This window comes from Nonomuraea insulae, from assembly GCF_042656245.1.
On the sequence record NZ_JBHSPA010000037.1, the window covers coordinates 20,781 to 35,069 of the forward strand.

The window sequence follows — 14,289 nt, forward strand, 5'->3', positions numbered from 1 at the left end:
GGTCACATGACAGCAGGGAGAGCGAGCGCACGTGGACGGCTTCACGGTCAAGGGCGAGGACGGGTTCGCGGCATGCGAGATCAATGTGGATGGCGCGGCGGGTCTGCTCGCCGGCAGCGTGGAGGTGGTCCCGGGCACACCCGTCCTTTACGCAGGCGTCGCCGATCCGGTCACCGGAGGCCCCGTGACCGGCGCGCGCATCACGGTGACCGCCCCGGACGGGACGGTTCACAGCACCGCCAAGAACACCGGGAACACCCTGGTCGTGCTCGGCACGGACGGACGGCCGCGAGCGCTGGTGCTGCGCGCACCGGCTCCGGGCACCTGGACGCTGGCCTGCCAGGCCGATGAGGGGGTGCGGGCATGCGCCGCCCTGATCACCGTGCCTGCCGCGGACCCGCTGGCGAACGCACTGCTGACGCTCAGCCCGCACTGGCCGGGCGGGCGGGCCGCGCCCTCCGATCCGCTGCTGGCGGCCTTCCAGATGTTCGGCTGGGCCTACGGCCCGCTCGCCGCCGTGCTCGCCGCCGCCCCGTCCGGCCTCATCATGGACCAGGCCGCGCTGCTCGTGGACGTCTTCGGCCTCGCCGCGCCGGAAGCATCACACATCCGCGACTTGGTACGCGGGCGTGACGCCACGACCGTACTGACCGTTCTCGCCCAGCAGCTCTCGTTCGCCGGCCCGGGCCTTCAGCGGCAGGTGCTGGCGAACGGGTCGGGCCAAGACGGAGTCGGCGGATGGTCGGTACTGGAGAATTCCTGGCAGGTCGCCTCGGGGTACGCCGACGCCCTCGGCTGGACGACCTCCTTCACGGCGGGCGCCGGTGCGAACGGCTGGTGCCGCAAGTCGCAGCTGATCGACTTACGTGCGGCGGCCGGCCTCACCGACCCCTACCTGGACGGGGCCCCGGACCTCGGCGTGAGCGACTGGGTCAGCGCGGTGACCACCGCTGGCTGCCAGTATTACCTGCGCGTACGGCTTCTGGACGCCGCCGGCCAGGTGGTCAAGGACGTCCGCTCGGACACCGTGGACGTCATCCCGGCCACCGGGATCCCGTACCGGCCCGACTGGAGGCAGATCCTGCTGCGGCTGCGCGATTACGGACCCGGGGTCCGGTACGTCTCCGTGGAGCATGGCGGGCGCAACCCCTCCGGAACGGATACCGGCCACGGCTTCCAGGTCACCGGGACCACCGTGCGGGTGCTGATCGGGCCCGGCCCCCGCCCCGCGGAGCTGGTCGGCAACCCCGACGGCGCCGGGCAGCTCACCGGGTGGACCTCCGCCACAGGCGCGGGGACCTGGGTGACCGAGCCGGACTCCGGGATCGCCTGTCCCGGCTCGGCGAGCAAGGCCGCCTTCGCGGTGGCCTCAGGCACCGCCACCAAGTATCAGGTCATCGACCTCGTCGAAGCGGGATACCGCACAGACTTCCTCGACCAGGCGCCCACCGTGCGGATCGGCCAGTGGATGGCGGCCGACCCGGAGGTGACCTGCACCTACGCCGTGCGCGCCGAGCTGCGAAACGCCGAGGACACCGTCCTGGCCACCGTGGACTCAGGTGCCGTCGAGGTGCGGACAACGAACCTGCGGACCACCGCGTTCCAGTCGTTCTTCCAGACGGTGTCCCAGTACGGGCCCGGCCTGCGGAAGATCCGCATCGAGCACAGCGCCACGCCCGCCCGGCAGGTGGCGGGCCGTGCCGCGGCCAAGATCGCGGGCACGTCGGTGCGTGTTCTCGATCCGCAGCCGGACCCCGATCCGTTGACGGCTCGTGCCGTGGCGGGACCTCCGCTGGCGAACACCGCGAACAAACCGTACAGATGGGTCTGTCTCTTCTCCATCAACTGGCAGGCAGGGCGCAGCTCCGCGGGCAGCGGCTGGCTGATCCCCACGAGCAAACCGGGCTCCTACTACGTCATGACGGCGGCCCACAACGTCTGCCACGGCACCAACGGCTGGGCCAAATCCATCGACATCACACCCGGGGCGAACGGTTCCACGTTCCCCTATGCCATGGTCAACGTCCCGCTGGAGAACATGGAGATCCCACTCGACTGGCTGGCGGTCAGCCAGGCTAGGATCCTCCCCGTCTACTGCCCACCGGTCCACGACTACGCTCTTATCAGGGTGAACAGCATCGCGACTCCCCGGTGGGACAGCGGGGGGTTCACGCCGACGGTGATGACCGACAACCAGCTCACCGGCCAGGCCGCCCAGCTCACCGGTTACCCGGCCGACCGCCCCTTCCCCCTCCGGCATCCGCGCATCCCGGCCCGGATGTACGAGGAACCCGTCACCCTGTCCGTCTACGACGACCTGCTCGCCGAGTTGAGGACGAACATGAGGGGCGGCGCGAGCGGCTCGCCCATCCATATCCTGGACGGGAACACCTACAAGGCCGTCGGCGTGTTCTCTCACGGCGAGTGGCGCGGTGGGTACGACATCACATTCGAACTTGGATACGACCACGCCTATATCCGGCGGATCGACCAGCGGGTACTGGACGACGTCGAACGGTGGCGTACACGACTCGACGACAACGACCGGATCTGCAAACTCCTGCTCGTGATCCGCACCGGCTATGACGCGACGACATCCGACCCGCTCGCGTGCAACATCGACGGCCACGACTACGACCTGACGCAGCTGTGGTCGCAGGGGGCGGCCCACTGGTACGGCGGCCGGAACCGTGGCGGCGACTACGACGTCTACGACCTGACCCCGGAGCTCTATCGCGCCCACCCGGGCGGCCCGTTGCTGAGCCAGCTGCTCGGGAAGAACTATTCCATCCGCCGCACCGAGTCGACCTCCTACAGACCTACGGAGTGGCAGGTGGACAGCGTGTCATTCTTCGTCAACGACCAGTTGCTGGGCGCCACCACGCTCAGGCGACTCTACCGTTCCGTCGACACGGTCGACGGCCTGATCCAGCGTGGCGGCTGACCCGGCGACCGGGCGGGCACGTGAAGGGTGTCAATACTTCGTTCACGGTCGTGAGCTGCGGGTTCGTCTCGGCTTCCTGGCCTAAGCAGTGGCCTGGGCCAGGCATGCTCGAGGCTCGTGACGCTCCGTCTCTTCTATCTGATCTTCTGCCGCATCGTGGTGTCCCGCTCGGAAATACGGTTGCGTGCTGTGAGCTGGGATTTCGCCGCGTGATCAGGCGGCGACTGCGACCATCTCGAGGTGTTGTGGACAGTGCAGCGGGCCCGCAACCTGCCCATGGACCTGGAGGAGCGCATCGCCGGGCTACGATTCGTGATCCACGATCGGGATCCGCTCTTCACCGCCGCCTTCAACGCGGTCTTCACAGGTGAAGGACTGCGGGTCATCATCACGCTGTCGCGGACACCGAGGATGAACGCCATCTGCGAGCGGGTCATCGGCACCCTGCGTCGCGAACTCCTGGACCGGATCCTGATCCTCAACGCACACCACCTGGCCCTCGTGCTCCAGGAGCATCTGATCATCCACTACAACGGGCACCGGCCGCACCAGTCCCGGCACCAACGGCCCCCGGAGACCGCAACGCGGCCCGCCCGCGACGTGACCGAACTCAGCGACCCGCGATCCATCCGCCGAAGACGCGTCGTCGAAGGCACGATCAGCGAATACCCACCACGCCGCTTCTCAGACCACAGACTCGATATTCGAGCGGTACACCGTGAACGTCCCGAAGTCCTGGCTCACGGCGTCCGCTGGGTCAGAACGGGGGCGTCCGAGCCCGCCAAGGTCAGGAGGAGATATCGGCGGCGGTCCTGGGCGGCGTTAGAGGGGGAAAGGATCTCGCGGAGCGGGCCGATCGCTTGCGCGACCTGTGCCCCGGCCACGTTCGTGGTGAAGTTGGCCAGTTGCTGTTTGTGTCCGAACGGCGCGGTTCGTTCCCTCACCAGCCAGAGGGTGTAGGTCTTGCGGGGTTCCAGGCCGGAGGCGGCGATCTGGAGCGTGTCCATCGGACCCATCGCGTTCACGGAGACCGTCGCGTGTCCCTTGCCATGAGGGCCGGTCATGACCAGGTGATCGGCCTTGCCCGCCCAGCCCAGTGGCGCCAGGCCCGACCTTCCGTCGCCGGAGGGCACCGCTCTCGGCACGTACACGAGCGCCTGCGGCTGCTGGCCGATGGGGATGGTGGCGACGACGCGGTTGGTGAGAGCGTCGATGGCGGCCACCCGGTCCTGGTTCTCCAATCCGACGTAGACGCGCGTACCGTCGCCGGATCCCCAGACCCCGTGCGGCAGGTCGCCGACCGGGATCGTGGCCACCTGCACCGGCCGCTCACCCCGGCGGTAGACCTTCACCTTGTTCTCCCCGCCGACCGTCACGTAGGCGAAGTGGCCGTTGGCGTTGTCCACGGTGGCGACGTGGTTGGTGATCGGGCCGGTGTCCAGGGTGGCGAGGACGCGGAAGGGCGGCTCTCCGCTCATCACCTGCGTCTTGCCGGAGTCCTTGAGGGTGAACCACACCTCCTTGCCGTCCCTGGTCACGGCCAGGTTCGGCGAGAACGGGCTCGTCTGCGGCACCCGGGCGATGACCTGGTACGTCCGCGTGTCCACGATGTCCACCTGCGGGGTGAAGCTCGACGGCACGTAGGCGTAGCGCCCGTTCGGATGGAAGAGCACCATGCCCGGCCCGTTGGCCGTCCGGACCCGCCGCGTCTCCCGCATCCGCACCGGGTCGATCACCGAGACGTAGTCCTCACCGCGTACGGTGGCCCAGACCTCCTTGCCGTCGGGCGTGAAGAACGCCTCGTGCGGCGAGCGGCCGAGATAGACGACGCCTTTGATCCGGTTGGTCGCCGTATCGATGAGCGTGACCGAGTTGGAGGCGATGGAGACCACGCACAAGGTACGGTGATCCGGCGAGAATCCCATGCCGTGCACGAGCACCTGCCCCTTGTACAGCGGGCTCAGCGCGCCGGGCACGGTGTCCCCGAGACGGATGACGCCAAGGAGGCGGTTCGTGGCGGGATCGATGACGGAGACGGTGTTCGAGGTCTGGTCCGCGGTGTAGACCCGGTCCTGGCCGGAGACGGGGATCCGATCCGCCCCCGGCGGTGCGGGTGACGGGGCGCTCGGAGGCGAGGCGGCCAGTCGGCGGCGCATGAGGGTCATCTCCTGCCCCTGGGTGATGACGATCTCCTGGGCCAGCCGCCGCAGGACGGGGTCCCCACCCGGCTGTGCCAGCAGGGCCTTCGCCAGGTCCACGGCGCCCTGATGGTGCGGGATCATCATGGCGGCGAAGTCCCGGCCCGGGTCACCGGTCATGGGGGCCGCCGCCATGTCCCTGTGCATTTTCTCGATGCTTTTTATCATTTCCTGGGCGAATGCCGAGTTTATGTGCGAAGGCAGGGCGTGTTGTTCTCTCGTTCCGCACGCGGCCAGGCCGGAAAGGCAGGAGACCGTCGTCCCGTAAACGCAGAGTTTCTTGAGGATGGCCATCATGTCTCAGCTCCGTATGGCACAGGAAGTGGCACCAAAGCTCATCGTACGGTTCCTCCTATCCGCACCGGCCGCTCCCCTGCCATCAGCCAGGACGCGGGTCCGGTGACCGGCTCCACCGGCGCGCGTCCGCGCCGCTCATAACGCCCGGCATAGGAACCGAAATTGCCATCCCCGGTGGAGAATTCGGCCGACGACAGAACACTTCTCGCACAGCCATGACCCCCGCCTGCCGCTCCCCCGCCATTCTTGGCACGTCAATATCGACCGCCCTGGCGAACACAGCCGACCGGCCGGACCAGGCGCGACAAGACGCCGAACCAGGAAGGTTGACGGACTGAGGCTGGTCGTGCGTCGGCCTTCAGGTGTCAATGCGGGTGACATACAGGTCGCGGACCAGGTTCAGGGCGTCCTGAGGGGTGCCGGTAAACCAGGGTGCGGCCTCGTAGCGGTCGTTGCTGGGGGTGTGGATGGCCAGCCCCAGTAGGTGGCCGAGCCGCCGTAGCGCAGTCGCATCAGGGGCAGCCTGCCGCCGTCGGGGAGCTGTCCTTCACCGTAGGCGAACTGGCCGTGGTAGCGCACGTGGACCGTGACGAGCTGGGGCCAGTGCTCTCTGGCGTGCAGCGTGAGCCGCTGGTCCAGCGAAGTCTTGGTAGAGGCGGGGATCGCGGGCATGACCGCCATCTAGCCGTGCGGGCGTGTCAGGCGTGCACACACTGGCATGTACCGGGCAGAGTCGGCGAGCCAGCGGGGTCCCGCGGTCAAATGGCCGTGCCGGGGTCCTCCCCGCCGACCGGTCCGGCCGGCCGGTGGCGAGCCCGGGACACGGCCAGGCGCCCCCAATCGTTCGTGATCCCCTCACGGATGGCCAGGAAGTCGCCGTACAGCTCGTCGTACAGCGCGGAGCGCTTCTCGTCGGGTTCGAAGACGTCGCGCGGCAACACGTACCGTTTCACCGCGGCCGGCACGGAGGGCTCGGCGCCGGAGGCGACGAGCGCGGCGACGAACGCCCCCTTGGCCCCGATCTCGGAGTCGGCGGAGCGCATCGTGGGCACCCCGGTGATGTCCGCGAGGAGCCGGCACCAGAAGTCGCTGTTCGCGCCGCCGCCCGTGATCCGCAACTCCGTGGCGCGGGTGCCGGTGAACTCCAGGCATTCGCGTACGACGTAGCTCATCCCTTCGAGCATGGCGCGCGCGATGTGAGACCTGGTGTGCTCGAAGGAGAGCCCGCTCATCGAACCGCGGGCACGGGTGTCCTGGAACGGGGCGCGCTCGCCGGCGGGGCTGAGGTAGGGATGGAAGAAGAGTCCGTCCGCGCCGGGATCGGTGGTCTGCGCGAGGTCGGAGATCCAGCCGGGCCGGTCCAGGCCGATCAGCTTCATCCCCCAGCCGATGGCCTCGACGCCGGCCATGGAGGCGAGGGAGCGCAGGTATCCGCCTGGGACGCCGGAGGGCAGGGTCATCCCGGCCGGCGTGCCGGTGGTGTCGACTGCGGCCACGGGCGTCCCGGTGGAGAGGGTGGTCCCGAGGACCGTGCAGGCCTGTCCCGGCGTGACGGCCCCGATGCCGAGCGCTGTGGCCGGGATGTCGAAGGGCGCCATGACCACCGGCAGCCCGGCCGGGAGCCGAAGCTCCGCCGCGGTGGTGACCTGCAGCTGTCCGATCCGCTCGGCGTCGCCGCGGACGCCGGGCAGGAGGCGCTCGGCCCAGGGCATGCCCAGGAGATCGAGGATCTCCGGTGCGTAGGCGCGCGTGCGGATGTCGAGGAACGGCGAGGCGGCGTCGGACTCCTCGGCCGCGTACTCGCCGGTGAGCCGCAGGAACAGCCAGCCGCCGCAGTAGAGGGCCTTGTGGGAGGCGTCGAGCCGCTGCCGGTCGTTGGCGTGCAGCCACGTCAGGATGGCCCCGGACGTACCGGCGAAGCCGTGGCTGCCATTGATCCTGAAGACGTCGTCGAGCACCCCCTCGGCCTCCCAGCGGTCGACGATGTCGGCGGCCCGGCCGTCGTTCCACAGGATGGCGGGCCCCGTGGGGCGGCCGTCGGGTCCCACCAGCCAGCATCCGTCCCCTTGGCCGGTGAACGCGATCATCCGCACCGGCTCGCGGGAAGCGTGGACGATGGATCGGACGGTGTGCACGACCGCGTCCCAGACGCCGTACATGTCCTGCTCGCTGAAGCCCGGACGAGGTCGCCGGACCTGCGTCGCCAGGCGGGCGACCCGCAGCTCGCGGCCTTCGTCGTCGAACATCACGGACTTGACCATGGTGGTGCCCGCATCGACGCACAGGATGGCCATGCTTCTCGCTCCTTCGTGGCTCCGCGCCGGCTCCCTAGCTCGCCGAACGCTCCTCGTAGCGGGTGATGACCACGACCTTCTCATTCGACGGGGAGGAGCTGTCGAACTCGTAGCCGAGCCACTCCTTGACCAGGCGGCGCGCCAGCTCGGGGCCGATCACGCGCTGACCGAGCGCGAGCACCTGGCAGTCGTTGGACAGGATGGACCGCTCGGCGCTGAAGGAGTCGTGGGCGACCGTGGCGCGCACGCCGGGCACCTTGTTGGCGCTGATGGCCATGCCGATGCCGGTGCCGCAGATCAGGACACCTCGGTCGATCTCCCCCGCCGCGACGAGCTCGGCGAGCCTGATGCCGACCTGGCCGTAGGACTCGCTGTCCGGATCCGACGCGGGGACGCCGAGGTCGCGGACCGACTCCACGCGGTCGTCGTGCTGGAGATCCGCGAGGATCAGCTCCTTGTAGGCGAGTCCGGCGGAGTCGCAGCCGATCGCCATCCGCCAGCGCTTGGACACCATGGACAGTCTCCTTCGTACGTTTTTTCGGTGAGTCAGCCGCAGTGCCGGGCGAGCGCGTCGCCGACGGCGGTGAGGATGAGGCCCATGGAGGTCGCGCCGGCGTCCGGAGACCCGATGCTGCGCTCGGCCAGGGGACGGGCCCGGCCGACCTTGGGCACGAGGTCCGCGGTGGCGGCGGCCGCCTCGACCGCGGACCGGGCCGCCGCGGCCCACGAGCGGTCGAGCGCGGAGCCCGCGGCGAGATACGTGTCAAGGGCGTCGACGAACGGGAAGAGCGCGTCGAGCATGGTCTTGTCGCCGAGTTCGGCCCCGCCCAAGTCCTTGATCGCCGCCGCGCCCCGCCCAACGGCCCGCGCGAGTCGCGCCGGGTCGACCGGCTCGGCGTTGCCGAGGGACTCCCCGATCGTGCGCAGGAACAGGCTCCACAGCACTCCGGAGGTGCCGCCGGCGCGGTCGCCGAAGGCCCCGGCCGCGGCCACCAGCACAGTCTGGACGCCTCCCCGGGCCGCCTCGGCCGCCGACTGGGCGGCGCGCAGCCCGCGTACCATGCCAGAGCCGTGATCGCCGTCGCCGGCGACCGCGTCGATCCGCCCGAGTTCGTCCTCGTGCTCGGCCACGACGGCGGTCATCGCGCGAAGCGCTTCCCTGACGACCGCGGCGGCGCGTTCCGACTCGGGGGTGGCCTGCTCGGCCGTGCCCGCCAAGGCCGTCTCGTCCGAGGCGACGTAGCGTTGGAAGGTCGCGGTGCGGACGCTGCCCCTGCGGAAGGCGGGCGTATGCGCCGGGGCCTGCCAGAGCTCCTCCAGCTCGTCGTCCAGCCAGGTGATCGACAGCGAGCAGCCCGCCATGTCCAGGCTCGTGACCAGCTCGCCGACCTCCGGCATGACCGGCTCGACGCCGGCGGCGGCGAGCAGCGGCCGCACGTTGTTCCAGAGCAGGAACAACTCCTCGTATTTGGTGGCTCCGAGGCCGTTGAGGAGCACGGCGGCGCGGTGCGCGCCTTCCGGGCGTTCGGCGAGGAGCGGCTCCACCAGCGCGTTGGCGATCTTCGCCGCGGGCATCCAGGTGTCGGATCGTACGCCGGGCTCGCCGTGGATGCCCAAGCCGAAGTCCATCGTCCGCTCGGCCACCGCGAACAGCGGGCTGGACTGTCCCGGGAAGGTGCAGCCGGCGAAGGCGACGCCGAACGAGAAGGTGCGGGCGTTCGCCGCGCGCATGATCCTCTCCACCGTGTCGAGGTCGTCGCCGCGTTCCGCGGCGGCGCCGCCGATCTTGTACACGGTGAACGTGCCGGCGATCCCGCGCCGCTCGTCCACCTCGGGGGCGGGGGCGGAGGCGATGTCGTCGGTCACGTACACGATGCGGACGTCGATGCCCTCCGCGCGCAGGCGGTCCGCGGCGGCGGCGAAGTTCAGCCGGTCACCAGCGTAGTTGCCGAAGGCCAGAATCAGGCCGGCGCCGCCGTGCGCGGCGCGGGCGACCCGGTAGGTTTGCTCGGCCGAGGGCGAGGTGAAGACGTCGCCGAGTACGGCACCGTCGGCGAACCCGACGCCGGTCACCCCCGAGTAGGACGGGTAGTGGCCGGATCCGCCGCCGATGACCAGGCTGACCTTACCCGCGCGCGGGCCGCCGGACCGGATGAAGCCGGAGGCGCCGGGCACCCGGGCGACGTAGTCCGGATAGGCGAGGGCGAACCCGTCGATGACCTCGTTCTTGAATTCCGCCGGGTCGTTGTAGATCTTGGTCACTGGCGTGCCCCCTCGGACAGCTGGGCGAGGATGAACTCGCGTGCATCGACGTGGTCGGCGGCAAGGTGGTCCACCAGTGCCGCCGCATCCGGTTTGGGAGGGTATGTGGCGTTCGGAATTCCGACGACGAGCAGGCCGGCGGTGTACGCGGCCAGGATGCCGTTGCTGGAGTCCTCCACGGCGAGGCCGTTACCGGGGCTGATCCCGAGCCGCGCCACGGCCTCGAGGTAGACGTCGGGGCTCGGCTTGCCCCGCGGCACTTCCTCGCTGGACACGGTCGCGGTGAACAGCCCGGCCAGGTCGTGATGGCGGAGCACCGCGTCGATCGCCTTGCGGGCGGCCGACGACGCCAGCGCGATGGGCACCCGGGCGCTCACGCTGGTGACCAGCTCCCGCGCGCCTGGGAGGAGCTCAGCCTCGCCGCGCTGGATGCGGTCGACCAGCCCGTTCACGCAGTGATCACGGGCCACGTCCGCGTCGCCAGGGGCGCCGACGTGGCAGGCGAGGTAGCCGGCCCACTCAAGCGAGCTCATGCCCTGGACGGCCAGGGTGTCGGACAGCTCCCACGGGTGCCCCCGGGACTCGGAGAAGTCTCGCCAGACCTCCTCCCAGAGGTGCTCGCTCTCGACGATCACACCGTCCAGGTCGAAGACGACCCCTTCGATGGTCTGGGCGTTGGTCATGAGGCCACCTCCACGTTCGCTCCGGCCGCATCAAGGGAGTTGAGCGCCTGCGGGCTCGCCTCGGAGTCGGTGATCAACAGGTCGAAGGCGGACAGGGGGGCCAGCCGGTGCAGCGCGGTCCTGTCCAGCTTGCTGCTGTCCACCAGCAGGTAGCGCGCGGAGGCGGACTCGATCATCGCGCGCTTGAACGCCACGATGCGCTCCTCCTGGTGGTAGGCGTGGCCGGCCGTGACGGCGGAGGTGGACATGAACAGCACGTCGGCATGGATGTCCTGGATGATCTCGATGGCGTGCATGCCTTGGAAGGAGTCGTGCAGCGGGTCGTAGTCGCCGCCGATCCCGATAACGCGGATGTCCGGCAGGGCGGCCAGTTCCTTGAGCGCGGCGAGGAAGTTCGTGGCGACGTGCAGCGGCGCCAACTCCGCCAGACCGGGAATCATGTGCAGGACGGTCGTCGAGTCGTCGAGCATCACGGACATGCCGGATTCGACGTGGCGCAGCGCCGCCTGGGCGATCCGGCGCTTCTGGTCGACGGCGGCCGCGTGGCGGAACGCCACGCGAGCCTCGAACACGCCGCTCGGCTGGGCGGTCGCGACGCCGCGCGCCTTGCGCAGGACGCCCTGCCGCTCGAGCTCATCGAGGTCCCGGTGGATCGTCATGACGCTGACGCCGAACATTTCCGCGAGCTCCTGCGCCGTCAGCGACCCCTGCTCCAGGATGAGGTCGGCGATCTGACTCTGACGTGCCTTGTTTTTTCGCACGGGCACTCTTTCGACGTCGGGGGGACTCAGAGGATTCGTCACAGTCGCTCGCCGTCCGCCACTCGGAGCCGGGGGTCCCTGACGGCCTCGCGGGCCGCCACGGCTGACTCGTCGTCGGGAAGGCGCTGGGCGGCCAGTTCCGCCTCGATCCGGGCGAGGTAGAAGTCCAGCTCCTTCCCCACGCGCTCGGCGTCCCATCCCAGCTCCACGCCGATCACCGGAGCGATCGCGCGCGCGGCGGCGGCGCCCCGGTCACGCGTCTCGATCGCGATGTGGGTACGGCGGGTCAGAACGTCGTCAAGGTGGAGCGCACCCTCGTGGGTGACGGCGTACACCGCCTCGGCGAGGAGGTAGTCCGGCGCTCCGCCGACGGGCCGCCCGAGTTCCGGCTGCTCGATGATCATAGCGATCAAGTCCTCGGTCAGGGAGCCGTAACGGCCGAGGAGGTGATCGACCTGGGCCGGGGTGAGACCGGCGGAGGCGGCGAGCCGAGCCGCGCGCGTCATGGTCGCGGCGTAGCCGACGGCGCCGATCAGGGGGACGCTTTGGGTGCGCGACGGGGGCACCGCGCGGCCGAGTCCCTTCACCGCCTCGTCGATCGCGTCCCTGGCCATGATCCGGTATGTCGTGTACTTGCCGCCCGCGATCGTGGTGAACCCGGGAACAGACGTCTCCACCGCATGCTCCCGGCTGAGCCGGGAGGTCGTGTCGGCGTCGCCGCGGATGAGCGGGCGCAGCCCGGCGAAGACCCCGTCGATGTCGTCCCTGGTGAGCTCCGTCTCCAGCGCGACATTCACGTTGCGCAGCAGGTAGTCGATGTCGGTCGAGGTCGCCGCCGGATGGTCGAGCCCGGCCGTCCACGCCGTGTCCGTGGTGCCGATCAGCCAGTGGCTGCCCCAGCTCCGCACGAACAGGACGCTGTCCTCGGCGCGGACGAACAGCGAGACCTCGCTCCTGATCCGATCCCGGGGCACCATGATGTGCACGCCCTTGGACGCTTTCACGCTGAAGCCGGGCCTGCCTCCCGCGCGCCTGCTCAGCCCGTCCGTCCAGACGCCGGTGGCGTTGACCACGTGCCCGGCGCGGATGGTGAACGTCTGTCCGCTCTCCAGGTCCTGCGCCTGCGCGCCGCGGACGGCGCCGCCGGACGTGGCGAGCCCCACGACCTTGACCGCGGAGACGACCTCCGCGCCGTGCGCCGCCGCGGTGCGCACGAGTTCCAGGGTGTGGCGCGAGTCGTCGACCTGGGTGTCGTAGAACGTGATCGCGCCGATCAGCCCGCTCTGCTTGACACCAGGCGCCAGGCGCCGCACCGCGCCGCGGGACAGGTGGCGGTGACGGGGAACCGCTCCGGCGCCGCCGATGGTGTCGTAGAGCAGGAGACCGGCGCCCACATAGGCGCGTTCCCACAGCCTGCGGCGCAGCGGGTAGAGGAAGCGGATGGGCTTGACGAGGTGCGGCGCGAGGTCCTTCAGGAGCAGCCTGCGCTCGCGCAGCGACTCGCGGACGAGCCCGAAGTCGAACTGCTCGAGATAGCGGAGACCGCCGTGGATGAGCTTGCCCGACCGGCTGGAGGTGCCGGCCGCGTAGTCGCGCATTTCGACGAGGGCGACGGTCAGCCCGCGGGTGGCCGCGTCCAGGGCGGCCCCGGCTCCGGTGACGCCGCCGCCGATGACGAGGACGTCGTATTCGGTGCGGGCGAGCCGCGCCAGCGCTTGCGCGCGCTCCGCCGGGCTGAGCTGGCCGTTCGGCATGCGCTATCGGGACCTTTCTCGCAGAGGGTTCTTCAGAGGTGTGGGGAGTGGGCGCCGGCCATAGAGAGCACGACGGCAGTGGTCAGGTCCGCGCCCACTCCCCGGCTTGGGTGGCGCGCGCTCACTTGTCCAGGACGAACGGCGCCGAGTACTTGTCGGCGTTCTCCTTGGTGATGAGCACGCAGTCGATGCTCTGCTTCTCGTCGGCGACGCCGGTCTTGCCGGTCTTGATGTATTCGACCGCCTGGGCGACCGCATTCGTCGTTCCCTGGACGATCGGCTGGAGCACGGTGGCCACCAGGGTCCCGGCCTTCACCGCCGCGACCGCGTCGGCGTTACCGTCGAAGCCGAGCACCTTGACCTTGTCGATCTTCTTGGCGCCGGTGAGCGCCTCGATCGCGCCGAGGGCCATCTCGTCGTTGCCGGCGATGACGCCGGTGATGTCGGGGTGGGCCGCCAGGAGGCCCTCCATCTTGTCCTTGCCCTGGACGCGGTCCCAGTTCGCCGTCTCCTGGCCGACCTTCTTCAGGTCGGGGTAGGCGGAGATGACGGCGGCATAACCGTCGGAGCGCACCTGGGCGTTGTTGTCGGTCGGGTTGCCGAACAGCTCGACGTACTTGCCCTTGCCGTTCATCGACTTCACCCAGGCCTCGGCGCCGATCGTGGCGCCCTGGGCGTTGTTGGAGATGATCTGCGACTTGGCGATGCCCTGCTTGGAGATCTCGGCGTTCACAAGGAACACCGGGATGCCGGCGTCGGTCGCCTTCTGCACGGCGGCCACGGACTCGTCGGCGCCGGCCGGGTCGAGGATGATGGCCTTGACCTTGTTGCTGACGGCGGTGTCGATCAGCTGGTTCTGTTTGTCAGGGTCGGCGTTGTGGGCGTTGACCGTGGCCTGGTAGCCCGCCTTCTCGATCTCGGCCTTGGCGGTGTTCGCCTCCGCCTGCCAGTAGGAGTTGGCGAGGTCCACCGTGATGACGGCGATGGTCCCGCCCTGAGAGGCGCCGGCTGGGGCGGCAGCGGAGCTCGTGGCGGAGCCCGAGGCGGTGTCGGTCCCTGACGAGCCGCAGGAGGCGAGGCCTAGTGCCATCACACT

11 protein-coding genes and 1 pseudogene are annotated in these 14,289 nt (G+C 69.7%); 2 read left to right on the forward strand and 10 right to left on the reverse strand.

Annotated elements, in window-relative coordinates; genetic code table 11:
* Positions 1-31 precede the first annotated feature (31 nt).
* Positions 32-2,944 (forward strand): hypothetical protein, encoded by a 2,913-nt coding sequence (locus tag ACFPZ3_RS31380; protein WP_379517898.1) that lies wholly within the window; start codon positions 32-34, stop codon positions 2,942-2,944.
* Between the two features lie 303 nt (positions 2,945-3,247).
* Here ACFPZ3_RS31380 and ACFPZ3_RS31385 read toward each other — a convergent pair whose 3' ends face one another.
* On the reverse strand, positions 3,248-3,460 hold the full coding sequence (locus ACFPZ3_RS31385; RefSeq protein WP_379518011.1) for a hypothetical protein: 213 nt from the start codon (positions 3,458-3,460) through the stop codon (positions 3,248-3,250).
* Between ACFPZ3_RS31385 and ACFPZ3_RS31390 the strand changes: the two genes are divergently transcribed.
* Positions 3,380-3,904 carry an integrase core domain-containing protein gene (locus tag ACFPZ3_RS31390; RefSeq protein ID WP_379518006.1) on the forward strand — a complete coding sequence of 175 codons (525 nt, stop codon included), beginning with the start codon at positions 3,380-3,382 and terminating at the stop codon, positions 3,902-3,904. The two genes, ACFPZ3_RS31385 and ACFPZ3_RS31390, sit on opposite strands and share 81 nt — an antisense overlap.
* Positions 3,905-4,101: 197 nt before the next feature.
* Here the strand turns inward: ACFPZ3_RS31390 and ACFPZ3_RS31395 are convergent.
* From ACFPZ3_RS31395 to ACFPZ3_RS31435, 9 genes and pseudogenes are all read right to left on the reverse strand, one after another.
* Positions 4,102-5,439: pseudogene (locus ACFPZ3_RS31395) on the reverse strand (DUF305 domain-containing protein); the annotation flags it as partial.
* Between the two features lie 399 nt (positions 5,440-5,838).
* Positions 5,839-6,111, reverse strand: coding sequence for a hypothetical protein (locus tag ACFPZ3_RS31400; RefSeq protein WP_379517899.1), 273 nt, complete (start codon positions 6,109-6,111; stop codon positions 5,839-5,841).
* Positions 6,112-6,197: 86 nt separating this feature from the next.
* Positions 6,198-7,733: an FGGY family carbohydrate kinase gene (locus ACFPZ3_RS31405; protein ID WP_379517900.1), complete on the reverse strand. Its 1,536-nt coding sequence runs from the start codon at positions 7,731-7,733 to the stop codon at positions 6,198-6,200.
* Between the two features lie 34 nt (positions 7,734-7,767).
* Entirely contained in the window at positions 7,768-8,247 is a 480-nt protein-coding gene (locus ACFPZ3_RS31410) for an RpiB/LacA/LacB family sugar-phosphate isomerase (RefSeq protein ID WP_379517901.1), read from the reverse strand.
* A gap of 32 nt (positions 8,248-8,279) precedes the next feature.
* A complete protein-coding gene (locus tag ACFPZ3_RS31415) occupies positions 8,280-9,995 on the reverse strand; it encodes a dihydroxyacetone kinase family protein (protein ID WP_379517902.1) in 1,716 nt (571 codons plus the stop codon).
* Positions 9,992-10,678 carry an HAD family hydrolase gene (locus ACFPZ3_RS31420; protein ID WP_379517903.1) on the reverse strand — a complete coding sequence of 229 codons (687 nt, stop codon included), beginning with the start codon at positions 10,676-10,678 and terminating at the stop codon, positions 9,992-9,994. The genes ACFPZ3_RS31415 and ACFPZ3_RS31420 overlap by 4 nt, the downstream gene beginning before the upstream one ends.
* Positions 10,675-11,439, reverse strand: a complete 765-nt coding sequence (locus ACFPZ3_RS31425; RefSeq protein WP_379517904.1) for a DeoR/GlpR family DNA-binding transcription regulator — start codon at positions 11,437-11,439, stop codon at positions 10,675-10,677. The genes ACFPZ3_RS31420 and ACFPZ3_RS31425 overlap by 4 nt, the downstream gene beginning before the upstream one ends.
* Positions 11,440-11,477: 38 nt before the next feature.
* Positions 11,478-13,193 (reverse strand): glycerol-3-phosphate dehydrogenase/oxidase, encoded by a 1,716-nt coding sequence (locus ACFPZ3_RS31430; RefSeq protein ID WP_379517905.1) that lies wholly within the window; start codon positions 13,191-13,193, stop codon positions 11,478-11,480.
* Positions 13,194-13,314: 121 nt separating this feature from the next.
* Complete coding sequence (locus tag ACFPZ3_RS31435) at positions 13,315-14,283, reverse strand: D-ribose ABC transporter substrate-binding protein (protein ID WP_379517906.1); 969 nt, start codon at positions 14,281-14,283, stop codon at positions 13,315-13,317.
* Positions 14,284-14,289 lie beyond the last annotated feature (6 nt).